This window comes from Marinobacterium iners (assembly GCF_017310015.1).
Classification (GTDB): Bacteria; Pseudomonadota; Gammaproteobacteria; order Pseudomonadales; family Balneatricaceae; genus Marinobacterium; species Marinobacterium iners.
Genome location: NZ_CP022297.1, coordinates 459,767 through 484,189, shown reverse-complemented (window position 1 = coordinate 484,189; position 24,423 = coordinate 459,767). Strand labels below are relative to the sequence as shown.

Here is a 24,423-nt window from a genome sequence, read left to right as displayed (position 1 = left end):
TCTAAAAGATCCCGTTTAGAAGGTCACGGGGCCTTCGTTGAGTTTATCGAGTACCTGCTGTTTAACCTGTTCCAGCCAGGCGTCCAGATCCGCTTCGGATTCAAAGGTGGTTTTGGGCAGGTTGATCCGTTGCAGCTTGGGCTGTAGTAGTTCCACCGCTTCCACACGGGCGCTGTCGAACTTGCCGGTCAGGGAGTCGGTGCGTTCGCTCCAGAGTTCCAGACTAACCTCGTTCAGACTGTCGATAATGGCTTCAGCATCGTTGAGTGCAGGCTCATCCAGCGTCAGCAGGTTACGTTTGCCGAGAATGGCGGTTTGCTGGGTGTCGCTCAACTGCTGCCAGTAGCTGTCGGCCTGAAGCTGAGTCAGACAGTCGGCATGACGGGCCAGGTATGCCTGGATATGGAACTGGATCGCCTCGCGCAGCTTGGTTTCCAACTGCTGAATCAGCGCGCTGATGGGGTTGGGATCATCCAGCAGCGCGCGCTGATCGATAATGGCATCCACTTCAACCTGAATCGGGCCATGGAACGCCATGCCACGGCTCAGGTTGAGCAGGTCCTGCAGTTGCGCCCACTCAGGGCGGCGCGCTTCGATGCGCTGGGCAATATGGCTCCAATCTTTGATCGCCTGCTTGAGCCCATCCTGCTCGTCCAGTGCATACTTGAGCTGGGCATTGCCGGACTGACGTGCCAGTTCATCAAACAAACGGGTATCCGGCTTGGCGGGCAGCGGTGCTTCGCCACCGGCTTTGTGCGCCAGTTCGCGCCCCTTCTCTGCCAGCAGCGGCAGTTTGGCGGCTTCTTCACCCGGCTCGTTCTGAATACCACAGGCGGTGAGTACGCCACGGATCTTAATCAGATCCACCGGGCGGATGGTGATGCTTTCCGGCTCGAAGTCGGTTTGGGTGATTTGCTTGCGCTCCAGCTTGGTCACCTGAACCGGATTTTTGCGCGCATCCTTCGCTTTCAGAATACCGCTGGCCAGCAACACAAAGAGCGCACCGTCGATGGCATCCTGGGGCCACCCATAGGGCGCCGCGGAGAAATGCTCACGGATTTCACTGCCCTTTTTGGATACCCCGATGTAACGCTTGATTGCGGCGCAGACCGGATGTTTTTCCGGCTCGTCACTATAGCCCACCGCTTCCAGAGCGTTCTGACCACCCTCTTTGGCCGCACGCTCAAACACCTTGCCCCAACCGGCGTGATCAGCCGCATCAAATTCACGATAGAGTCGAATCAGCGAGGCGCGTGCAGCGGTTTCTACCCGCTCGGTAATGCTGTTGCCGTCCACCTCGTTGCCGCCGGCCTGAAGCACCTGCACGCCATCAAAGATTTCACGCAGCAGGGTTTTAACCTGCTTCTGGGCATCACGGTAACGGGTTTCCATGGCGCTGCGGGCGTCTTTGCCGGCATCAGTGTTGGGAATGCCACGCTTATCGAGTGTCGCCTGAGCGGCATGTTCGGCCACGATGGCGTTGTTCAACTCGGAACGGTTGCGCGCCGGTACGAAGATGAAGATGGTGGGTTCGCTGGGGTTGCGACTACGGGCGTCGCTGAGGAAGCTCTTTTCATCGACACTCCAGCCATCCTGTACCCAGGCATAGATCTTTTCACTGGCATCACGGGGCAGTTCAGGGTCAAAACAGGCCTGCACGGTGCGGGGTTCTTTGCAGTTACCCTGGGTCAAGCGGACCTGAGCGATCTGTTGGCGCAGTTCTTTATGCAGCAGGTCAACCCGGATGTTTTCGATGCGTTGCGGGTTACCGCGCAGGTCAGCTTCTTCCTGGCGCAGAGTGTCGTACCACTGGGCGCTTTCCTGAGTCTGCAGGCGGTACTCAGTCCCTACCTGGGTTTCCATCGGCATTAACAAGCCGTCATCGGCCAGGGCCTGCAGCAGTTTCGGGACCTGGTTGCGTATCCCTTCCTTGCCGTTGTTGAGGTCATCAATCAACAGGTCGGCCAGCATATCGGCGGTGGCGCGCACGCCGCAGTCGGCGGTGGGGTCGGTCGGCAGCTTACCGATCAGCAGCACCAGCGCCAGAATGCGGGATTTAAGCTGATCATCGGCATCACCTGCGGAAAAGCGACCGATTGTTTCGGATATCTCTTTGGAGATCACACCGGTTTGCAACAAGCTGACAGCGATCTGATCGTAGATAAAGTCAGCCGGTACAACGTGGCCCAGCGGCTCCTCGGCAGTGGACTTGGCGGCTTCATGGATCACTTTGAGCTGATTACGCAGCTGTGACACGGTGCCGGTGGTATCGACAATACGCAGCACTTTTTCCCAGAAGCGGCGGCGCACCGGCAACAGCGGGTAATCGGCCAGCAACACCTTCTCGTCGTCACGGTGGTGTTCAATTTTGGTCCCACGCAGCTGGCGAGAGATTTCACCCAGGTGGTTGGTGAGTACCGCATCCAACTCGGATCGGGCCGAGGCCTTTTTCTGCAAGATCACCTTGCGGATCACCGATTCCACATCGGTGTCAGACAGCTGGATCGGAATCTGAAAACGGCCCATCAAACGCTGCAGGTTGGGCATGCCGGATAGCGCGCTCTGACCGGTGGCGACAAACAGCAGCTTGTTCTCGAAGGTGGAGTGCTTGCAGCAGGTCTCGACCACTTCCTGTACGTGGTGCGCTTTTTCAGCGTCATTGCCCACGTATTGCTGCACCTCATCAAGCACGACCAGGGTCAACGGGAACTGGCCATTTTGCGCCAGTGCATCGTGGATGGCATCCACCATCTGCTGGTTGGTGACATCGTTCACCTTCGGGTACTGCATTTTCAGCAGCTGACGCATCTCTTTAACATCGCTGGCCAGGGTATCGTCGGCCTGCATCAGGGCACGGGCGATGCTGCGGGAGACGTACAGGTCTTCCAGCTCGTCTTCCCACACATCGTCGTCGGCTTCCACCTGTGCCTTGACCTGCTCCAGAATGCCCTCTTTTTTCAGCCAGAGGACAAACCGGGCCTGATGGTATTGTTCCGGCAGGCCGGCGGATTTGAAGATGATGTTGAGCAGTGCCAGACGTACATTGTTGTTGGCCCCTGAACCGAGCGTACCGGAAGCAGCATGCAGACCACCGTGACGGCTGGCGGCAATGCTCAGCTCTTGGAAGTAGTCCTTGATCTCTTGCGGCAGGTCAGCAATGTCACGGGCGCTGACACCATCCGCAAACGGCTGGTTGGTCCAAAGCGCACGCAGCATTTTGGCCAGGTGGGATTTACCGGAACCGAAGAAGCCGGAGATCCAGACGCCCGGCTGCTCATGACCACCGCCCAGATTACGCAGGTAGGCCGAGAGGATTTTGCCCAGTCCCGCTTCGTATTCACCGTCACAGACGAAGGTTTGCAGCTCGTAGCGCAGGGTTTTCAGCGCCTGTGCTGATTGGTCGTCCTTTACTTCGGCGACACCGTTGTTCTCCAGCCGGTTCTGCTGGGGGTCCAATTGGTAAATATCGCGGTTCAGCATCCTGTGCGTGCTCCCTGTGTCTGTTTCTCGGCGTCTGTGACGCGAATCTTTAAATGCGTACTTAATGCTGATCAGTTGTCTGCGGTAATCGCTGTGGCCTGGTAACCCCAGCCATCGCGGGCGTCCAGCAGACGGTAACCGTTGTCGATATACTCGCCCGGAAAAAGCACCAGCAATCGGCCTGGAACATGGGCGGCCAGTTGTTTGACGAAATCCGATACTGAGGCGAAGCCAAACAGGGTGCCGCAGCCGACCAGAGTCACCAAAGTGTTTTCATCCGCTTCAGACTGAATCTGTGCCGCCAGCTTTTCTACCGATTGGCGAACAAAGGTTTTGTACTTCGGCTCCAGATCTTCGGGGTCTTCGAAGTAGTCCTCGCGGTACTTCTGCGCGGCCATCCATTCCGGAAACAGGCGAGTGATATCCAGCTCCAGCCAGGTATGCCCTGCACTTTCGGTGGCCAGACGGAACTCTTCTACCCGTGCTCGCAACTTGAGTTCATCTTCTTTGTGGTAAACAGCAAAGAGCACGCGCTGCTCATCAGCAAGCCCTTTCATCCAGGGGATGTTGATGAAACCGGCGTAGCTTTTGATCAGACGGTTCAGTCGATTACTCATACAGCCAGGCCTCTTCATCCTTGGTCAGACAATCGGGAAAGGTGATTTCAACCACTTCGCTGGAGTGCTTGAAGCGCAGCAGCCCGCTGTGACTGGCTTGGCGGGCCAGCTCCAACAGACGCTCGGTACGGCACTCCAGTATGCGCGTCCATTCAGTATTGAACAGACGGTTGCCCGACAGCCCCTGCAAATAGCCCATGAACAGCGCAAAGGCCACATTCACGGGGCGGATATCCGGGTCGGTACGGTGTTTTTTGCTGCGGCCCTGCAAAAATCCCGCATGGGTCCAGGTGCCGTTGACGTTCTGCGCAATGGATCGAAGCGTGGCCGGGCTGTAGCGATCGGGGCACTGCTCGGCGAATACCTGCTCCATCTCCTCCCGAGGTAACCACTGGCCTGGCTCTAATTGCAGGATTTTGTTCATCGAGATGCGCAGCAAGGGGTCACGGGCCAGCCCCATCTGGCAGGCCAACAGGGTTCGGGCCTGTTCGTCCGATTCCCAAAAGCGGCGGAATACACGAAACAGCGGAATCGCGGTATCCATGCCGTAGAGATCCACCAGATGCCGCCACGTCAGTTTGCGGGCCTTTTCAGTGGGCTTATGCAGCACGTTGAACAGCTCCACATCTTCCTGATACTGGGCAGCTGTGGCATCCATAGTGCGACCGTGAAACAGCTCGGTGATTTCAGACAGCATCATGGTCCGGCTGGCATGGGCACCGTTACGGCCAAACTTGAAACCGAATTTCTGCTGGGCTTCGGTCGAGATCATGGACGGTGTATCTCCTGGAGAAAACCGGGGGCAATGGAAAGGTTTGCTTGGCGGGAAACGCTGGCTGGATTGATAAGTGCCAGCTGGTACTCATCCGGCGAAAGGCTCGCGTTCAGACTGCAATCCACTCCCCAACGGCGCAGCAGGTAACCAGCGGTGGCTGCTTTAAGGTTTACTTTTAGGGACTCACCGGGTGCCAAGCCGTAATCCAGCTCGATGGCACGTTTGTGCGCGGCTGCCGGGTGCGGCGCCAGCTCTACGGCCAGGCAACGATTCCACTCTACATCCTGCTGGATGCTTTCTATCGCCGGATCAGTGGCGCTGTTCAGTTCATCGGCCTGAATGATGCGCGTCAAAACAAAATCACGGAACTGGGCATGGGTGCGACAGAAGGCCCGCACATGCCAGCGCAACCCCGTGTTCACCAGGCTATGTGGCACAATCTCCCGCTCGGACTCGCCACTGCTGGCGGATACATAACGGATTTTGATGGCTCTGGTTGCGTAAAGCGCACGTGACACGGCTGCCAGAATATCGAGATCAGGCTGGTTCAATGCAGGCGCGACGTCTACCAGAATCGGCTGTTCACAGGGTTCCTGCCCTACCGCCTGGCCATGGCTCAGCGTCTGTAGCGTGTGCTCGCGGTCGTAGGTAAACAATGGCTGGAATTGAGCAGTACGACGATACACCTTGTCGCGGTGATCATAATCCAGGTTACCCGGCGCCAGCTCGCGGTAGAGGGTGAAATCACGGGTGGCGTTGGACAGTGCTATGCCAAAACGGTGAGCCAGGTCCTGACGTGTCACCTGACCACGAAAACGCGCCAGAAAATCGATCTGCCACAGGCGTTCACGCTGGTTGGGTGAAGCAGTATTGGCTGCCATCGTTGGCATGGGGTGCTGTCCTTGGGCTGCTGTGTCATCGTTTGGTGGTCATAAAAATGATGATAGCAACCTGCTGTGGATAAAACCACCCAGGTTCTGTTTCATTCAAGCCGGGAGCGCAGCGGATGGGCTACCCCCGGCAAGCCGTTACGCTGTCTTTTTCAGGCCCTGCGGGACAGAGGCAATTCAACCACTTTGGTCAGTATGAAATGCTCGGGCTGCGCGTCCCGAACGCAGACATACCCGCTTACTTCCTGATGGTAAAACGATAAAGGTGGCCGCCATTCTTTCGTGAACGAATGGACAGTATCCTGCTCATCCAAGGACTGTTTGAACTTGACCCAGACGGGGTGTAGATGGCCAAAAGGCAGCTCGGGTGCTGCATGCAGAGGGTCTGTGACCATTTCCCGTTGTTCTATCTCCTGGATCGTTAGCTGTTCGAGCACGTCTTCTGCTGCCACAGTGAGTTGCTCTTCACCGTCATCATCGAGCCGACGTTCAAATCGTCTTTTGTCACGGATGTTTATGATGATCAGTAACGGCCATGCCGTAACAACAAAGAGTATGGCCAAAAGTGGTGCCAGAATGTCTTCGAGAAAAGAGAACGGCTGCCCTTCTCTCGCTTTGTCCATTGCGGCGGTGATGGTGTCATTCAGCTCGTTCTTACGTGGCCTCAGTTTGTGCAGAACCCAGACGGATAGCCCATAGACCACACCGACAACCAGATAGCCGTAGAGGTAATTCATTCCTGTTTACCCCCTGCATCACCTTGCTGAAACACCGTCATGGCTGCCGGTGAATAGCCTTCAGTTGCCCCTTCGGGTGCAGTGCCATTGTGGATAACTTGCCTGCTGACGACGACGCCCCGATCAAGCGTTAACATCAGGTCTTGCTCATACTGACTACCGAAGCCTCCATGGACGTACTCCAGCAGCTTCCCTCTTGGAATTCTGATCGTACCGCTGTACCAATGCGCAAAGGCACGCTCAGCGTAATCGGGAAACAGGTCTTTCTGAGTGATGGTCCGGCCGCCAGGTCCCGTTCCCTGCAAGCCTACAAGATACAGCCGGTCATCGATAATCTCCCAGCTTGCCCGATACCCCCGCCACAGCGCCGAGCATGTTGCATGGAATTCAGGCTTTTCACCGCCCAATTCGAAATACTGCTCCAAGGGCGTGGCCATCATTGGCACTTGCTCACCGTCCAGCTGCAGGCTTTCACTGATTTGAGCCGTCATGGAATCTCCTTTTCTCGTTGGTCTATCTGGCTGGATCAGCACCCAGAGAGATGACACATCAGCCCGATGCGGGGTTGCCGCTTTCAGCCACCCTTCGAAACAAACAGAATAGCCGTTTTTTGGTAGTATGGCGTTTTTACAGCCGCCCTCTGCAAGAAGGGTGATCTGTTACCTGCCGCCTGCATGGACACCTTCAACAGATGAACTTCTGGCCGGTAGCACGTTATTTTTGCCAACGATATCAGGGAACGAACACATGGCAATGAAAGGTCGCATCAAAAAATGGAACGCCGACAAGGGCTTTGGTTTTATTCAGCCGCTGGAAGGCGGTGATGATCTGTTTTTCCATGTCAGCGCCATGCGCGACCGCAGTCTGCTGCCTCAGGTTAACCAGCTGGTTACCTATGAGCCTGGTACCGATAAGGACAACCGTCCCCGTGCCGACTCTGTTGTTTTAGCCGGCACCAGTGTGCGGCGGCAGCGAAACAGTCAACACTCCAGTAGCCATGTAGTCATACCGGTGCTCGCGCTGTTTGTTGTACTGGGAGTGGCGGCGATGATCGGCCTGTTACCCTGGCAACTCCCGCTACTCATGGGGGCGCTGAGCATTTGGACGTTTATCGTCTACGCCATGGACAAGGCAGCAGCCAAGGCCGATCGGCGCCGTACCCCTGAATCGACGCTGCATATGCTGGCGCTGTTGGGTGGCTGGCCGGGAGCGTTGTGTGCGCAGAGTTTGTTGCGTCATAAGTCTGTGAAAGCAGCCTTTCGAACCACCTTTTGGTGGACGGTGGCGCTTAATCTGGGACTGATGGGGTTTCTGGTCAGTGAGCCTGGGCGTCAGCTGTGGCAGCCGCTGCTGAGGTGGTGAATAGCGTCAACCTGCGACCAGCCAAGTTCAAATTCCAGCGGTACAGCTGCTAGCTGTCACTCACCTTTCAGGAGGCGTGTGCGGAAGATCCTCTGACTGCAGCCACCGGAATTTTCACAACAAGATGGCACAGGCTGAAGATGTAATGGTTGGCGACTCCGAAACTGTTCCGAAACATGTCTCTACTGTCTAATTAGTACCTGTCAAAATCTGTCAGAAAATCGCATACTCAGAACTTCTTACGAGTATATTAGGAGATTGCGATGCAGATTAAAGCTGCCATTACCCGCCAGCAACATGCTGCTTTTGAGCTGGAAAATGTCGAGCTGGCATCACCTAAGGCCAGCGAAGTTCTTGTTCGCATCGTCGCCACCGGTGTCTGTCACACTGATGCCGTTGCACGTGACCTTGGCATTTCTCCCTATCCGCTTGTACTGGGACACGAAGGCGCCGGCATTGTTGAAAGCGTGGGCGAACAGGTTAGCGACCTGGTACCGGGTGACCATGTTGTGCTGTCGTTCGCCCATTGCGGCAGTTGCGGTAACTGCCTGACTGGCCACCCGACTGTTTGTGACACTTTCAATGACTTAAACTTCGGCGGCAGCGCTGATGATGGCAGTCACCGCCTGAGTCAGGATGGTCAGGCACTGGGTACTTTCTTTGGGCAATCTTCATTTGCAACCCATGCCGTAGTGCATCAACGCAATGCAGTCAAAGTCGACCCTGAAGTCGATCTGGCCCTACTGGGCCCACTGGGATGTGGCATTCAGACCGGTGCCGGTACTGTACTCAATCGCCTGAAGCCTGAGTTTGGCAGCAGTCTGGTTGTCTACGGCTGTGGTGCCGTCGGCCTTAGCGCTGTAATGGCAGCGAAAATTGCCGGTTGTCAGCACATTATTGCAGTGGATGTGCATGAAAGTCGCCTTGCACTGGCGAAAGAGCTGGGGGCGACGGCTGTGCTCAATGGCCGCGAAGTTGATACGGTAGCCGAAGTGCGCGCACTGACAGACGGCGGCAGCCACTACGCTATTGAAACTACGGGTGTCCCGGCCGTTGTGCGTCAGTCACTGCAGGCTCTGCGACCTTTGGGCGTAAGTGCAATCGTGGGCGTGACCCCGGAAGTGACCTTGGACATTCACAATGATCTGATGGCCGAAGGCAAGTCGATGATCGGCGTGATCGAAGGTGATTCGGTGCCGCGCGTTTTCATTCCTCAGCTGGTTGCCTACTACAAGGCTGGTCAGTTCCCCTTCGACAAACTCGTCAAATTCTATGAATTTGATGCAATCAACCAAGCGTTCGAAGACTCGGCCAGCGGCGAGACCATCAAGCCAGTGCTGAAAATTGGTTGATAGTCTGAAGCGAGCTGCAAAAACAAGCTCTGGCGGATGACTGAATACCAAGAGCAGCGGGTCATTGAGGTGATCTGCTGCTCTGCGCTTTTCTGGCAAGTTGAGCCTCTATGTTCATGCTGGATACGCGAGCCTTATCACTGTGCATCTTACACCTGACGTTGTGTTGAGCACTGCGGTCAGCAGGGCTATTGTCATGGGTGCCCAGCTTCGAATCAGTGTTCCGCTGACTCTGAAATGCTTGTCGTTCAGTAGCATGTGCCCTGTTACTCAGAGTACAGGAAATGGCCCTTAGCGGACATTATGTAACATGTCAGTTTCCTTTGAAGCCGGAGTACGCCAGCCTTATTTACGACGCTGTGGATATTCTTCTCAGTTCAAAAACCATGTTAGCGAGCCAAAACCCTAGCCTTCCAGCATATAAAGAACTACGACCTATCAGAACTATTTCCCGGCCGCCAACAAGGCAGCGGTCCAACGTCCCTTTAGTACGGCGTCCTGCACTAATTCTTCAACAAGCTGGGCAATCTTTTCCGAAAGAAAAGAGGAGCTGTTGTTACTGCGTTCAGCCAGATACAGGGTTCGCACCGGCTCAGGGTTAATGATTCGCCGCGCAACCAGTTCACCTCTTTGAAGCTGATCTGCAACCAGCACCTGAGGAGCAACCGTACAACCGATAGCAGCCTCAAGAGCACCGATCGTCGCCGCCACAGAAGCAAGGCGCACACTACTGGCTCTCTCCAGCGAGTGGAGCAACTGCGGCTTATCCATCAAAGCACGAGAAAATGTGCCGCTTGATAATAGCATCAGTGGATATTCTGTCAGGTCTCTGAATTCCAGCGGATCTGGTGCGTCACCCAGCAGGCTGGGATGGCCGATGAAGTAGAGCTGTTCATCCAACAGTGGTTTCTGTCGGATACGATCATCCTGTGGTGGGTTGTAAAGAAGTGAGAACTCGCACTGCTCCGTCACAAGGTGATCAAACCCTATCCCTGATAGAGCTTCCTTCAAAATGAGGGTCACTGAAGGATAGCGCTCACGCACAGCCCTCATAAGCTCGACACCAATGACCTTGATTACACTGTATGGCATACCCACTGTGATCTCACCGGACAGTACCTTACCACCATTCTTGACATCATCTTCTGCCATTCGCAAACGAATAAAAATATCGATGGCATGTTCGTATAGGCGCTCTCCGGCAGCGGTCGGATCCATGCCACGCGAGCGGCGTTTGAACAGAGGTGTACCCAATTCATCTTCTAACCGCGCCAAATGATGGCTCACCGCTGACTGAGCCACACTACAGTGGTCTGCCGCATGTGAGAGGTTTCTGAGTTCATAGATAGCTACGAAGTATTTTAGCTGACGCAGGTCCATCGTTCTATTTTTTAGATTGAAGTGTTAGGAATAATATATTTTTAAGATTCTATATATGAGGCTATAACTTGTCCATCAGTCAATTGGAGACAGGTATGAATAACAATAAGCCACTTTCTGGAGTCCGCGTCGTCGAAATGAGCCATATGATCATGGGCCCGTCCTGTGCCATGTTCTTAGCCTTTATGGGGGCAGAGGTCATCAAGATCGAACCTCCCGAGGGTGACAAAACCCGTAACCTTACCGGCATGGGCCGAGGCTTTTTCCCGACCTTCAATCGCGGTAAAAAATCCGTGACCCTTGACCTCAAGAGTGAATCTGATCGCGCCCAGTTGCATCAACTGCTGGATGGCGCTGATGTCTTCATCGAGAATTTCCGTGATCAGTCACTGGAAAAAATGGGACTCTCTCCGGCTCAACTGCAGGCTCAATACCCATCGTTGATTATTGCCTCCTGCAAGGGCTTTCTGCATGGACCCTACGAAAATCGGACCGCTATGGACGAAGTAGTTCAAATGATGACCGGCATGGCATACATGACCGGACCGACTGGCCGTCCACTGCGCATAGGCTCCTCAGCCAACGATATTATGGGGGGGCTGTTCGGAGCCTTTGCCGTGGTGTCCACCCTACTGGCACGGCAGCATGATGGTAAGGGCCACTCTCTTCGCATTGGCCTATTTGAGAATTGCCTATTCCTGGTTGCGCAACACATGGTGCAGTTTGATCTTGAAGGCACCGAAGAGCCACCGATGCCCGAGCGCAATTTTTCCTGGCCTGTGTATGACATTTTCGACACAGCTACTGGCAAGCAAATCTTTATCGGTGCAGTCACCGAGGGACAATGGCGGGCCCTTTGCAGGGTGTTGGGCCTTAGTGAGCTACTTGAAGATGAGCGACTACAAAATCGCCCGGACCAGATCCAAGCACGTAGCTGGACCATTCCGCTGATTGCCAAGGCTGTTTCTGCCCAGTCATTCGAGTACCTAGCCACAGCATTAGAGGAACAAGGACTACCATTCTCCCCGATTTCCCGCCCGGCGGAAATGTATCAAGACCCCCACGTAAATCGTCCTAACGGCCTGTTTGAATCGCATGCACAGGGTCGTACTTTTAGAGCACCGGGATTACCGGTAGAGATCGATGGCAACCCCTTCTTGCCCGATAACCTTGACCTGCCAGAGATCGGTCAGCACAACGCCGAGTTTTTCACCGCAGGCAGCAGCACAATCAAAAAGGGACAGACAGCATGAGCCGTGTTGAAAAACTATATCCAAAACAAAAGGTCATTGTGCGTGAAGTCGGCCTGCGTGACGGTATTCAAATGGCTGAGATGTATCCGAGTACCGAGCAGAAAAAGCGCTGGATCAAGGCAGAATATGATGCCGGGATTCGCCATTTCGAAGTCGGCTCGTTCCTGCCGGCAAGCCGTTTCCCCCAATTTGCGGATGTGCGCGAGATCATCGCCTATACGCACAGTCTGCCTGGTGCGGTGGCCATCGCTCTGGTCCTGAACGAGCGCGGTATCGAAGACGCCCTGAAAGCTGATGCTGATGAACTTACCGTTGTCATGTCTGCCACGGAAGAACACAACCAGGCCAACGCTCGTCGCAGCCGTGAGGATAGCATCAAGGCGATACGACATGCTGTAGAACTGCGTGACCGATTTAACCCGAACACTGTTGTCAACGCAGGCATTTCGATGGCATTTGGCTGTTCCATCGCAGGTCACGTAGACCCGGATGAAGTGGCCCGCATTGCCGAGGCATGCCTTGAAGCAGGAGCCGATACTGTCGGCGTTGCCGATACGGTTGGCTATGGTGGTCCTGCTGAAGTGGCCGCCGTGTGTGAGCGCATGACCCTTCTTCTGTCCGGCAGACCCTATGTCGTTCATCTGCACAACACTCGCGGCACAGGCTTGGCCAATGCCGCAGCCGCACTCAAGGCAGGTGCCACCATTTTTGATGCGTCCCTGGGTGGACTCGGCGGCTGTCCCTTCGCACCCGGCGCAACCGGCAATGTGGTAATTGAAGATCTGGTCTACTTGACCGAGAAGATGGGCTTTGCAACCGGAATCGATATCAATCAACTAGTTCAGGCACGTGCGCTGATTCAGGAAAGCATGCCCAATGAGCCCGTATATGGCGATATTGCCAAATCGGGGTTGCCCAAAAATTTCACATACAGTTCATAACCTTCGGTCCTGACAGGGCCAGCAGAATAACCATACACGATAATAAAATCAGGAGCGTAACCATGAAAACAACAATAACCGCATCCCTGCTGAGCGCCTCATTCCTGTTCTCTGGGACAGCACTTGCTGCTGATACTATGCGCTGCGCACACCAGTTCCCACCTACCCATAGCATCGGCATGGCAATCGATAAATGGGCAAAAGAAATCGAAGCTCAATCCAAGGGCGAACTAAAAGTTGAAGTTTACCCGGCCAACAGCCTGGTCTCCACAAAAGAAGTCATTCCAGCGGTCGCCAAGGGTGATATAGAGTGTGGCTTTGCCCTCAACTTCGGCTGGGGGCGAACCATGCCAGCCATGCTGGTAACCACTGCGCCCTTCGCTTTCAGTGACATGGAGGTCTGGAAAAAATGGCCCACATCGGAGGCTGCCCAATTCCTGGAGAACAAACTGGAAGATAAGGGATTAAAAAATCTGACTTGGATGTTCCAGACCAATACATCTGTTCTCACCTCAAACGGCAAACATCTCAAGGCACCTGCCGATTTTCAGGGCATCAAAATCCGGGGGCTCGTGCCACCGTTTAATGCCGGTCTGGAGAAGATGGGAGCATCCCCAGTTTCCATGTCCGGCGGCGATGTTTACCAAGCGCTGTCCACAGGTGTCATTGATGCGGCCATCACCGATATCGCTGCGGCAGTCAGCCGCAAGTATTACGAAGTACAAGACCATATGACCGTACTGCCAATTATCTCGGTGTATGCTCATGGTTTTGCCAATCCACGCTGGTACAACACGCTCTCGGCCGAGAACCGGAGAGTTCTGGATGAAGCCGGCCTTAAAGCATCTGAGTGGGCTATCGAGCTTTCCACCGAGGCGATGGGACAAGCCCCTGACCAGTTACGTGAAAAGGGAGTTAACTTGCACTTTGCATCACCTGAAGAGCAAAAGGCTATTGCCGAAGTCATGCTACCGGCGTTTAACGAGTCTTTCTCCAAGTGGGCGGGTGACGACACCGATGAGTTAATCGAGCTAATTGACAAACTTCAGTAACCGCCAGGGTGATCACGGACATGAACATGCTATTCATTGTGTTGCGTGTATTACCCCGTTTGGGAGGGGCGCTTAGCGCCCTTCTCATCCTAGTGGTATTTACACTGATCAGCTATGCCGTTCTGATGCGGTACTTTCTAAATGCCCCGCTTACCTGGTCAGATGAAATGATCGGCTATTTGATGGTCGCGATGGCATTTCTGGGCTTGAGCTCGGTGCTTCTGGATGACCGGCACATTGCTATCGACCTGCTGACGCCTCGCTTTCCGCCCACCATTCAGAAGATCTGCAGCCTGCTGGGCTACGCCGTAGTGTTTGCGGTAGCCGTTATATTTCTGGACGCCTCCTGGGAAACCTTGATGTTTAATCGTGATTTTGGTCTCTACTCGGTCGGTGAGCTCGATGCTCCGATTTGGGTAACACAAGTCCCCATGGCAATCGGCTCGGCACTGTTAGCGCTGGCTGCGGCCACCCGTTTCTTAGAACGTCTGCTCAATCAGACACCGGAGAAACGATCATGACAACGATTCTGATTTTTGCCGGACTTTTGGTGTTACTACTGGCGGGAGTTCCTATCTTTGCGGCCCTCGCTGCTACCGGTATCGCTGTTCTTGCATTATTTGGGGAGAACATCGGCGCTATCGGTGACACACTCTATGCCACCATGGACAAAAGCATTTTAGCGACCATTCCGCTGTTTGTATTCATGGCACAGGTTATGATCAGAGGGCATGTGATTGATGACCTTTACCAGTTTGCACACAACCTGATCGGCCATATCAAAGGTGGGCTGGGTGTAGCCACAGTTATGTCCTGCACCATTTTTGCTTCAATTTCCGGTTCCTCTGTCGCTACTGCACTTTCGATCGGTTCCAGCGCCATTCCTCAGATGGAGAAATATGGCTATCGTCGTCGCTCCGCTTTGGGTGTGGTTGCCGCCGGTGGTACCTTGGGTATTCTGATCCCACCATCAGGCCCTATGATTCTTTACTCCATCGTGACCGACGCTTCAATCGGTGCACTGTTCCTTGCCGGCCTTGTACCCGGGCTTATGATCGCATTGATGTTTTCGGCTTACTGCATCGTCAGCGCTTACCGGGGAAAAATGTCCTCCCCCAATTACCCAGGACATGCAAAGGTTCTGCAAAGCGCTAAAAAAGCGTTCTGGGCCTTGATGATGCCACCATTTGTGATGGGTGGAATCTATCTGGGTGTCTTCACGCCAGGCGAAGCTGCCGCTGCAGGCTCTCTTTATGCTCTGCTGGTAGCAACTTTTATCTATCGGCGTTTCAAGTTCAAAGAACTCAGGCAGTCGTTGATGGAAACCATGCACGTTTCTTTGATGGTCTTTGCCATCATCATGGGAGCACATGTGTTTGGTCATGCCATCACCATTATCCGTTTACCGGCGGAGATTGCTGAGTGGGTTATCAGTGTCGGCTTCTCTAAATGGGGCTTTATCCTGATGGTCATGGCCATTATCTTTGTAATGGGCATGTTTCTGGAGTCAATTGCCATCATCCTGATCACAACGCCCATTCTGCTTCCGGCCATGCTGGCGCTAGATATTGACCTGATCTGGTATGGGGTACTGCTGATGGTAAACCTGGAACTGGCTATGATCACACCACCGGTGGGCATGAACCTGTTTGTCATCAAAGGAATCACACAAGCACCACTGTCTGAGGTCATTTCAGGCTCAGTGCCCTATGTTTTTCTGATGCTGACAGGACTGGCACTACTGATACTGGTTCCCGAAATTGCGACCTTCTTGCCGTATGGTGCAGGCTATGGTCAATAACCTGAGTCAACACCTTTGGCGCCTCTCTATCGGCCAGCACTGGTCGAGAAGCATTCGTGGTATCGCCATTCCACCGCCCTTCTTTTCAGTACACGACTGACAACCAGCCTGGGCTGCAATCTAGGCTGGTGCATCTACTGTCCTGACCCAAGCCATTTTTCCATATCACCCCTGCGTCCACGCACAGGGATAGGTATGTCTTGGGTCCTGAAAAGAATCATTTGAAAAGGTAACCAGTCATGGAACGAATGACCGGCGGTGAAGCTATTATTAAATCTGTGATTGCAAATGGAGTGGATACCATTTTTGGTATCCCAGGCGCCCAGATCTACCCCCTTTTTGACGGTATCTATAAGCAGAAGCTCAACTTGATAGTTCCACGCCATGAGCAGGCGGCCGCCTACATGGCGATGGGTTATGCCAAATCATCCGGCAAGACCGGTACCTTTGCCGTAGTACCTGGCCCCGGCATTCTGAATACGACGGCAGCGCTCTGCACCGCAATGGGCAACTGCAGCCCAGTCGTTGGCCTGACCGGCCAAATCCCCAGCAGCTTCCTGGGCAAGGGACGCGGCCATCTGCACGAACTGAAAGACCAGGCTGGCACGCTGAAATCAATCATCAAGGATGCCTTTAGCATTGCCGACCCCCGGCAAACCGCCACAATCGTTAATCAGGCCTATGCTTCGGCGGCAGAAGGTCGACCGGGGCCGGTCACTCTAGAGATGTGCTGGGATACCATGGCGGCCCAGCACGAATTCGATCCTCCTGCCCCCCCTGCAACGGTTGCACATGCAACCGATATGGATCCAGATCATCTCAAGTCAGCCATCCGCATGATCGCCCAGGCACGCAACCCGATGATAATGTGCGGCGCAGGTGCCCTGCATGCGGCCGAAGAGGTCCAGGCACTGGCCGAACTGCTCAACGCACCGGTCACCGCCTTTCGAAGCGGCCGTGGTGTCGTGGCGGAAGACCACCCTCTGGGCCTGTCCGCCGTGGCGGCGCGTCAGTTGTGGGACGACTGTGATCTCCTCATCGGTATCGGCTCTCGACTGGAAATGCCCTACATGCGCTGGGGTAATTACATGCAGTATGAGTCCAAGCCTTCAAGCGGCCCAAAACTGATCCGCATCGATATTGACCCGGCACAAATGGAAACCTTCGCACCCGATATCGGTATCCTCGGCGACTCAGCTCATGTTTGTCGCCAGCTCGTTGACCAGCTGCAAAATCAAGTTTCACCCAATCCTGATCGCCTGGAGGAAATTGCACGTGCCAAAGCCGTTGCTTGGCATGCACTGCAAAAGGTACAGCCACAGATGGCCTACCTGGATGTGATCCGCCAAGTACTGCCGCGCGACGGTTTCTATGTACCTGAATTATCTCAGATGGGCTTCACAACCTGGGTGGGCGGCTTGCCGGTGTATCAGCCACGCACCTACGTCGAAGGTGGCTATCAAGGCACACTCGGCTTCGGATTCCCAACAGCGCTTGGTGTTAAGGTCGCCAATCCAGACAAGGCGGTGGTCTCGGTCAGTGGTGACGGCGGCTTCATGTTCGGCGTACAGGAGTTGATGACCGCCGCTGAGTTCAACATTGGCCTGGTCAGCATCGTCGTGAATAATCGTTCTTACGGGAACGTTCGCCGTGATCAGGAACTGGGGTATGGGTCGCGTTTCAGTGGTTCCGAACTGGCAACACCGGATTTCGTCAAATTAGCTGAAAGCTTCGGTGTACAGGGCTATCGCATCTGTACCCCTGCGCAGCTGAAGCCAGTGCTGGCCAAGTGTATTGAGTTGGATAAGCCTTGCTTAATCGAAGTTCAGTCCGAGCGCGGTCAAGAAAGCTCTCCCTGGGAGTTTATCCATCCGCAAGGTTGTTTGTGAGTAAAACTACTATAGGGAAACCAACATGAAACACTATCCCATGATCATCAATGGCCACGCCATTGACAGTCATGACAGACTGTCAATCGTCAACCCGGCAACCAGTGAGGTGTTTGCGACCTGCGCCCGAGCCAGTGAACACCATGTCGATACCGCCGTCCACGCCGCTAAAATGGCTTTTACAGATTGGTCTATTCGCCCTGACCAAGAGCGCAAGGCACTGATACATGAACTCGGCGCGTTGATCGAAGAGCACAAGGATGAATTGATTGAATTGGTAGTATGTGAAACCGGCAAACCGGTTGTCGGTTTGGGCGGCGTGGGCGCCACCATGGAGGTAATGGGGGCCTCGATCTGGTCACACGTTACTGCTGACATCAATCTGCCGGATGAGATCATTCAGGACGATGAAACAGCCTATGTGGCCGTCACTCGCAAGCCGCTGGGCGTAGTTGCTTCGGTTACTCCCTGGAACTGGCCCCTGCTAATTGCCATCTGGCATCTGATTGCCGCCATTCGGGCCGGTAATACCGTGGTGATCAAACCATCGGAGCTGACCCCACTAACGACCGCTCGTTTCGTGCAACTCGCCAATAGCGTACTCCCTCCTGGTGTACTCAATATTGTCATGGGCGCCGGCGATATTGGCCAGCGACTCACGTCAGCACCGGCCGTCAACAAGGTGGTTTTCACCGGCTCAACCGCCACCGGCAAACGCATTATGGCCGCCGCGTCCAACAGTCTGAAGCGATTGGTACTTGAGTTGGGTGGCAATGATGCCGCCATTGTGCTTCCGGGCAGCAACCTCGACCGCATCGCCAGTGATATTTTCGCCGCTGCCTTCCATAATAATGGCCAAACCTGTGCCTGCCTGAAGCGGCTCTATGTGCATGAAAGCCAATACGGTGCTCTTTGTGAGCGCTTGGTGGCTGTTGCCAGGGGCCTCAAGATAGGTAATGGGCTAAATCCGGACATAGAGCTAGGCCCGATTCAGAATGAAGCACAGCGCACAATCGTTGAAAACCTGGTTGCTGCGGCTACCCGTGAAGGCGGCCAGATCCTGTGTGGCGGCAAACGCATCGAAGGGCTTGGGTATTTCTATGAACCAACGCTGGTGGCTGGACTGACTAACGGCTGTGAGCTGGTTGATCAGGAGCAGTTCGGCCCGGTTCTGCCCATTATTTCCTACCCATCCATTAAAGAAGCCATCAGGCTCGCGAACGATAGCCCAAATGGGCTGGGTGGTTCCGTGTGGGGTGATGATCTCGCACAAGCCGAAGAGGTCGGGCGCCAATTGGAATGTGGTACCGTCTGGATCAATGGCCACGGCGGGGTGCAACCGGATGCACCTTTCGGTGGCGTTAAAGAGTCAGGTTTTGGAGTTGAATTTGGTCGCTTTGGCCTTGAAGAATGTACCTCAATCCAGACCGTCAAGATTCATCGTCAATAGTTGAAAAAGGCCTGCTAAGTGTACCTGCAGGCCTTTTAGTTAATCTCTAGAAAGCACAAGCAGGTTTTTTTCAGCATGGCTACATATGAATACGACGGTCAACGTCCCACGATAGACAAAACTGCCTATGTCCACGAACAGGTCACCTTGATCGGTCAGGTCACGCTCGCTCCCGGTGCCAGCGTCTGGCCACAGGCGGTATTGCGCGCCGACAATGAGCCAATCCGCATCGGCGCCGGCAGTAACGTGCAAGACGGTGCCGTACTGCACACCGATCCGGGCTTTCCGCTCCAGGTGGGTGACGGCGTCACCATCGGTCACCAGGCGATGCTGCACGGCTGCACCATCGGCGACAACTCGCTGGTCGGCATTCAGGCCGTGGTATTGAACGGCGCCAGAATCGGCAAGAATTGCCTGGTCGGCGCTGGCGCGCTGGTGACCGAAGGCAAGGAGTTCCCGGATAATTCGCTGATTCTGGGCAGCCCAGCCAAGGTGGTTCGCCAGCTCAGTGACGAGGCGATCGAAGCGTTACGCGCCAACGCCCTGTCCTATGTTGGCAAGGCGCGCGAGTACCCGACCAAGCTGAAACGGATAGACTGAAGCCTTTAAACGGTTATTTGTTGTCGAACTAAACGAAGATGCTCAAGAGGTTGTTCGCGCTTCGACTTGACGCTATTACAACCTCTCAGCACACCCGATTTTGGCCCATTGCGGACATTGGGTGTGCTTTACCACTGCGCAGTGATCGGCACAGATTGACGTAAGTGCTTCTGTCAGAACGCATGCTCAACCAATATCTGCGAATTTTTACAGACCCGGGAAATTATGTATGTTTCGCCGTGTTTTTTCTTTTTTCGCTCAATAGATATATGGGTGGTGTTGAGCCTTAGAAGCGTATCTAACAAATTCTGCCGCTGTTTTCCTCCCGTTCCTCGACGACAAAACTTAAGTATGTCGCTAATGTGAGGGTGGAATACGCGGCTTGGAAATTCACCGCCATCTTTTTTGTAACGGTTCATTGACTCTGTTAGATGAGATATAGCCATCAACACCAAATCGTAGTCCCAGATAGTAGCCATCCCTGCAGAGCCTGAACGTACTTCGACAAAGCCATCTGACAGGTCGTATCGGATAAGGCTGTTTGCTCTATTGTTGCGTTTAGAGAGACGGAAAACAGCTACATCCATTATGTTTCTGCTGTCACGGGTGCCTACGTCATAAAGTTGAGGAATGAAAAAGTCTGCTTGGTGATCCCCAGGAGGGGGGCGCCGCAATTTTGATGTGTGTTTTTGATCCATCTCATCCGGCCTGTCGCCCTCAAGGAAATCTTCAATATTGTTATCAAATTGCTTTGCCATAAACACGCCTCATGAGACCAAATAGATGAGTATTAACTCATTTGAGTTTATACTCATCCTCAAGATATCCTTGTATTAGTGTAACTATTCAGTTGGCTTGATTTAAAAAGTTTTCGGATTATCGCTTGGCGCTGCCATGAAGGTCGGCAAACGTCCTTCGAACAACAGTGTCAACGCCTCGGAACCACTCAGGTTTTGCTTGCGCGCCGTCGACAGATAGCTGCGCACACGACAGAAGATCTGTGCCCCATCCATCGAGCGGAAGCAGCCAGAGATCTTCTGCTGCACCTTGAGCATACGGATATCACGCTCGCCTTGGTTGTTCGTAAAGGGGACCGCCGGATCGTCCAGAAAGCGCAAAACATCTGCCTCATAGTCGCGCAACCGCTCCAGCAGGTTGCGCGCCCGAGAGCGTTTGAGCCGACCACGCTTGCCCTGCCGTTGGTTTTCATCCGGTGGCGGACACTCGTCTTCCGCTTTTTTGAGGCATTGCCGGTAGGCCTTTCGCCACCCTTCTGCCTTTTCAGGCGGCAGGCTGCCGCCCGCACTCTTAACGGCATCCTCCATGGTGCACAACAGGGTTTGCATGCGCTGCGCCCAGGTCTGTTTGTCCTGCTCCCAGGCGCGCTGAAGCTCGCGCAGATGGTGGGCATTACAGAGCGCATGCCGGCACTGATAGCGGTAGTACGGTTTCCAGTGGTCATGACAAAGCACGCCGTGGAAGCGCGGCAGGATACCGATGGCCTCCATCGCCTCGTGACCCCGGTGAGCATGGGGCGCCAGCCAGGTCAGGTCATCATTCGAGGCGCAATGCAGCCAGCGGCGTTGGCCACCGATGTTGATGCTGGTTTCATCGGCGTGAATCAGCACCGACTCGGCCAGACGGTCCTTAACCCAGTGCTCGAAGCCCTCAGCTTTGTCGAAAGCGTCTTGGTTGAAGTTGAACAGCGACCCTGCGCTGAGCGGGATACCAACCTGATCCTCAAAGTATTCGCGGACACGTTCGTAGGGCAGCAGCTGGTACTGCGACAGATACACCGCATGCGCTTTCAAGCGGGGACCATACTGCACCGGACGATCAACACCGGCCGGGAATGGCGCTGTGACGCGTTGCCCCTGTTCGTTCTCCAGGATCTCGGCCTGGTACTCGGTCACGAAGCGGCTGATATCCAGATCGAAGACCTGACGCTTTTCATAGCCGACCACGCGGAATGCGCTGCCCTTAGGCAGGGTGCGCCGGTCGACCTTCACGGTCTTGATCGCATCCGGCTCCTCGACCCGTTGCAGCGTCTTGCCAATACGGCCAGGCTGTCCGCCCGGTTTACGCTCACCTTTACTGCGGCTCTTCTTGGGCCGGTTCGGATCCTGGGAGGGCGGCGTACTGCTGTTGGTACTGTTCGTGTTGAGCCGGCCGGTCATCATCTGGATCAGCACCATCATCATCTCAATGGCTGCGCGCAGAGATGGCGAGAGTGTCTTGTCGTCCTGGAGCTGTTGTCTGACGTTCGCCAAGATGGCGTCGACATCCATATTGCTGATCTTCATGAGCCTGAGTATCGTCGATTGATGGCCTATTATCGCACGACTTTTTCAGGTCAAATTTTTCGCTTTGTGTGCGGATCTGAGCAACTTTTACATTGCTCCCACGCTCCGAGACATAGAGCTCCGCCAGACGCCACAGAGTGGCGGTACGGCACCTTGAGGCAGGCTTTAAAGCGAAATACCGACTGTCACTGGACTGGGAGATATTTTGACAAAAAACCTGTCAAGAACTTTTTGCAGGAACTTGAGCTGAATAGTTACGCTAATTGTTATATTTTGTATGACAGCGGGTGTCAATGTTTGTGTGGTTTTGATGGAGGGTGGTTTTGGGTGAGGACGATAGTCAGAATTTGGATTTCGGAAAAATTTTGTACTGGGGCCACGGGAATTCAGATGATAAGTGCGACTTATGGTTGAGCTGGAAAGGTGGCCAACTGCCGAAGATGGTACGCTTCAGCTCGCCAAAGCCAAAATAAGTATCACGGGTTCTGCCCCCGTTACTGCGAACACTTCTGAGCGTTCATAATGGTAGAGTTAGTTGATCTTTTTTGGGCAAGGCTTGGTTGACGTTAAAGCCTGAAAGCAGCCTTGGAAACCGGTTTGAGGCGAGCGCTTCTCGGCATGTTTGGTTAGCGTAGTCATGATTTCTCTCCTTGCAGGGCCGGGATACTTTGGCCACACGCTTTCGGTCGGGGTTAAATGTCGAAGACCTCTCTGATTACAGTCCATTCCTCGGGTTGGTATTCCTGCATACAGAGGGTGAGCAGCTCCCTCGCGTCTAAATCCAAACTATCCGCCACTGGTAATACCTTCGAAATGGGCAGCTTCGTTCTGCCCTGTTTAATCATGGTGATCATGTTCGGATTATCGAAGCCGATGTCACGGGCGATCTCTACCTGCGATTTTGGACTGCTATTGATGACGCCTGTCAGAAAACGCGCAATTCTGGAGTCGTTTACGAACTTCACGGCTTTAGATCTCATGTCGGAATCGTCCCTGGTATTGACCATGATGGTTTCCGGGGAGCTCTGCAGCCCCACCGGAACATCGCTATCAGCGCTGAGCGGCATATGCCTTGATCTTGCTCTTCACACTGACCCTTGCGGCATCCAGCGCATCAGCATTCGTTCTGGAAGAAAGGTCATTCCGATCCTTTTCCTCACAGAAGTACTTGATGCGTTCTGCATTGGCACCGGAGGGGTGAGGGATACCACTCAGAATCTGCTCTGATTTGAGCAAACCCATGCCTGCCAGGTGTTGCAGGGCCGCGTCTGGTTTGGGGCCCAGAGGGATGTAGAGCGTATCGGACCCAAGCTCCATCACCTCGTCTTTGAGGTGCGTTTCAACCTGATAACGAAGCTCAAACTCTTTCAGCATCAGTGGGTTGCCAGTGTAGTTCTGACCACGGAAAAATACAGGATTACGCAGGGCCGAGGTGTAGTGAACAAGGTCAGCGTGTTCACCGAACAACGCCGAGCAGCTGGTCAGTCCCAGCGCAGTGTGTAGCCCTACATGGTCGAGCATTTTCACTAGCGATGTGCGCATGGGGCCGGCAAAGCTGGCGGTTGCCTTAGCCAGGCGAAGCGCATCCTCTCTTGTTTTGCCTTCATTCAGCGCACGGGCAAAGGTGTTCAGGGCTATTTCAGCCTGTTGAGCACCCGGAGTGATGCCGCACAGTACAACCTTGGCGTGTTCGTTGACGTGTTCAAACGGTGCGTAATAGGTAGCCAGCTCCCCCTGCTCTGAAATCTTCAGGAAATCAGGTAGTGACTTGCCTTCAAAACGGGGGCCGTATTCAGCGATTTTCCGTGTAAGCATACTTTCAGTCTCTGTCTCTTCTCGTAGGGGAGCGTAAGCGTTTTTCTTCTGCAACCACTGCAGCGCAACTTCATATTCAACAAACACTGTCTGCGACAACCTGTTCCCGTCCCGATCGGTCACGTTCTCAAGGTGGACTGTTGTCAGGTCACCATGTGCTCCGGTGGCGTTTCGGACACTGGATACCCGCTGCCCGGTGAGGGTCGCCAGATCATCCAGTGTGAGTGCTTTCAGTGAGGCCCCTGATGAATCTCGATAGAGAACTTCTTCAAAATCCAATGCGTAACAAAGTTCGGCCTGATTCAGGAGCTCTTGCAAAGGATTCTGGTCTATCAGGGCCCACTTCGGCATGAAAACCCGTGTGTGGCACGCCTCAGCTTCTTTAGGTCTGAGCTCCATTGCGCAACCCAGTATCTCAATGGCATGACCGATTTCATCAAGGCCATTGCTCGCAAGGAGCGGTGTTGGGATTTGGCGCTGTTTCACATACGTTTCTAGTGATGTGATACAGCCTCCCAGGTAGCACAAACCGTTCTCAACGTAATCTCGCATCGCTTCCACCAGCTCATCGCCCATTTGCTCTAGTGCACTGACTGCATAACCCATACCCACCTCCATTTAAAAACCAAGTTTTCGAACTATATATCCGAATTTTTAATATATCAATAATAAACTAAAAATTTCTATGAAGATCTCCGCCCGAAAAGATACCTGCCGTTAAGGGTA

General features: G+C 54.1%; 21 protein-coding genes. 10 read left to right on the top strand and 11 right to left on the bottom strand.

All coding sequences use genetic code 11. The features are described from left to right. Positions 1 to 15 precede the first annotated feature (15 nt). The 6 genes from brxC to CFI10_RS02380 form a co-directional block, all read right to left on the bottom strand. A complete protein-coding gene (gene brxC, locus CFI10_RS02405) occupies positions 16 to 3,480 on the bottom strand; it encodes a BREX system P-loop protein BrxC (RefSeq protein WP_206838922.1) in 3,465 nt (1,154 codons plus the stop codon). Between the two features lie 71 nt (positions 3,481 to 3,551). After that, on the bottom strand, positions 3,552 to 4,097 hold the full coding sequence (locus CFI10_RS02400; RefSeq protein ID WP_206838913.1) for a BREX protein BrxB domain-containing protein: 546 nt from the start codon (positions 4,095 to 4,097) through the stop codon (positions 3,552 to 3,554). After that, positions 4,090 to 4,869: a hypothetical protein gene (locus CFI10_RS02395; RefSeq protein ID WP_206838911.1), complete on the bottom strand. Its 780-nt coding sequence runs from the start codon at positions 4,867 to 4,869 to the stop codon at positions 4,090 to 4,092. Before CFI10_RS02395 ends, CFI10_RS02400 begins: the two co-directional genes overlap by 8 nt. Next, positions 4,866 to 5,762: a helix-turn-helix transcriptional regulator gene (locus tag CFI10_RS02390; protein ID WP_206838909.1), complete on the bottom strand. Its 897-nt coding sequence runs from the start codon at positions 5,760 to 5,762 to the stop codon at positions 4,866 to 4,868. Before CFI10_RS02390 ends, CFI10_RS02395 begins: the two co-directional genes overlap by 4 nt. A gap of 152 nt (positions 5,763 to 5,914) precedes the next feature. After that, entirely contained in the window at positions 5,915 to 6,499 is a 585-nt protein-coding gene (locus CFI10_RS02385; RefSeq protein ID WP_206838900.1) for a hypothetical protein, read from the bottom strand. Further along, the gene (locus CFI10_RS02380) at positions 6,496 to 6,990 is read right to left on the bottom strand and encodes a hypothetical protein (protein ID WP_206838898.1); all 495 of its coding nucleotides are present in this window, start codon (positions 6,988 to 6,990) and stop codon (positions 6,496 to 6,498) included. The genes CFI10_RS02385 and CFI10_RS02380 overlap by 4 nt, the downstream gene beginning before the upstream one ends. Before the next feature lie 256 nt (positions 6,991 to 7,246). On the opposite strand from CFI10_RS02380, the gene CFI10_RS19120 reads away from it, so the two are divergent. Continuing rightward, positions 7,247 to 7,861 (top strand): cold shock and DUF1294 domain-containing protein, encoded by a 615-nt coding sequence (locus CFI10_RS19120; protein ID WP_242530083.1) that lies wholly within the window; start codon positions 7,247 to 7,249, stop codon positions 7,859 to 7,861. 263 nt (positions 7,862 to 8,124) lie between these two features. Then, positions 8,125 to 9,213, top strand: a complete 1,089-nt coding sequence (locus CFI10_RS02365; protein ID WP_206838896.1) for an NAD(P)-dependent alcohol dehydrogenase — start codon at positions 8,125 to 8,127, stop codon at positions 9,211 to 9,213. A 444-nt stretch (positions 9,214 to 9,657) separates the two neighbouring features. Here CFI10_RS02365 and CFI10_RS02360 read toward each other — a convergent pair whose 3' ends face one another. Beyond that, positions 9,658 to 10,593, bottom strand: coding sequence for a LysR family transcriptional regulator (locus CFI10_RS02360; protein ID WP_206838894.1), 936 nt, complete (start codon positions 10,591 to 10,593; stop codon positions 9,658 to 9,660). 95 nt (positions 10,594 to 10,688) lie between these two features. Between CFI10_RS02360 and CFI10_RS02355 the strand changes: the two genes are divergently transcribed. The 8 genes from CFI10_RS02355 to CFI10_RS02320 all read left to right on the top strand — a co-directional run bounded on the left by CFI10_RS02355 (position 10,689) and on the right by CFI10_RS02320 (position 19,579). Further along, on the top strand, positions 10,689 to 11,846 hold the full coding sequence (locus CFI10_RS02355; protein ID WP_206838892.1) for a CaiB/BaiF CoA transferase family protein: 1,158 nt from the start codon (positions 10,689 to 10,691) through the stop codon (positions 11,844 to 11,846). Next, the gene (locus tag CFI10_RS02350) at positions 11,843 to 12,787 is read left to right on the top strand and encodes a hydroxymethylglutaryl-CoA lyase (RefSeq protein ID WP_206838890.1); all 945 of its coding nucleotides are present in this window, start codon (positions 11,843 to 11,845) and stop codon (positions 12,785 to 12,787) included. Before CFI10_RS02355 ends, CFI10_RS02350 begins: the two co-directional genes overlap by 4 nt. A gap of 62 nt (positions 12,788 to 12,849) precedes the next feature. Further along, a complete protein-coding gene (dctP, locus tag CFI10_RS02345) occupies positions 12,850 to 13,839 on the top strand; it encodes a TRAP transporter substrate-binding protein DctP (protein ID WP_206838887.1) in 990 nt (329 codons plus the stop codon). 20 nt (positions 13,840 to 13,859) lie between these two features. Then, complete coding sequence (locus tag CFI10_RS02340) at positions 13,860 to 14,360, top strand: TRAP transporter small permease (RefSeq protein WP_206838877.1); 501 nt, start codon at positions 13,860 to 13,862, stop codon at positions 14,358 to 14,360. Next, entirely contained in the window at positions 14,357 to 15,640 is a 1,284-nt protein-coding gene (locus CFI10_RS02335; RefSeq protein ID WP_206838867.1) for a TRAP transporter large permease, read from the top strand. The genes CFI10_RS02340 and CFI10_RS02335 overlap by 4 nt, the downstream gene beginning before the upstream one ends. Before the next feature lie 239 nt (positions 15,641 to 15,879). Beyond that, positions 15,880 to 17,529 carry a thiamine pyrophosphate-dependent enzyme gene (locus CFI10_RS02330; protein WP_206838865.1) on the top strand — a complete coding sequence of 550 codons (1,650 nt, stop codon included), beginning with the start codon at positions 15,880 to 15,882 and terminating at the stop codon, positions 17,527 to 17,529. 25 nt (positions 17,530 to 17,554) lie between these two features. Then, positions 17,555 to 18,979: an aldehyde dehydrogenase family protein gene (locus CFI10_RS02325; RefSeq protein ID WP_206838863.1), complete on the top strand. Its 1,425-nt coding sequence runs from the start codon at positions 17,555 to 17,557 to the stop codon at positions 18,977 to 18,979. Between the two features lie 75 nt (positions 18,980 to 19,054). Beyond that, positions 19,055 to 19,579: a gamma carbonic anhydrase family protein gene (locus CFI10_RS02320; protein ID WP_206838860.1), complete on the top strand. Its 525-nt coding sequence runs from the start codon at positions 19,055 to 19,057 to the stop codon at positions 19,577 to 19,579. Positions 19,580 to 19,752: 173 nt separating this feature from the next. Here the strand turns inward: CFI10_RS02320 and CFI10_RS02315 are convergent, their stop codons facing one another. The 4 genes from CFI10_RS02315 to CFI10_RS02300 all read right to left on the bottom strand — a co-directional run bounded on the left by CFI10_RS02315 (position 19,753) and on the right by CFI10_RS02300 (position 24,303). Further along, positions 19,753 to 20,337 (bottom strand): replication initiator protein A, encoded by a 585-nt coding sequence (locus tag CFI10_RS02315; protein ID WP_206838858.1) that lies wholly within the window; start codon positions 20,335 to 20,337, stop codon positions 19,753 to 19,755. Positions 20,338 to 20,439: 102 nt separating this feature from the next. After that, positions 20,440 to 21,882, bottom strand: a complete 1,443-nt coding sequence (tnpC, locus tag CFI10_RS02310; protein ID WP_206834310.1) for an IS66 family transposase — start codon at positions 21,880 to 21,882, stop codon at positions 20,440 to 20,442. 692 nt (positions 21,883 to 22,574) lie between these two features. Continuing rightward, positions 22,575 to 22,949: a hypothetical protein gene (locus CFI10_RS02305; protein WP_206838857.1), complete on the bottom strand. Its 375-nt coding sequence runs from the start codon at positions 22,947 to 22,949 to the stop codon at positions 22,575 to 22,577. Next, positions 22,933 to 24,303, bottom strand: coding sequence for a hypothetical protein (locus CFI10_RS02300; protein ID WP_206838855.1), 1,371 nt, complete (start codon positions 24,301 to 24,303; stop codon positions 22,933 to 22,935). Before CFI10_RS02300 ends, CFI10_RS02305 begins: the two co-directional genes overlap by 17 nt. Positions 24,304 to 24,423 lie beyond the last annotated feature (120 nt).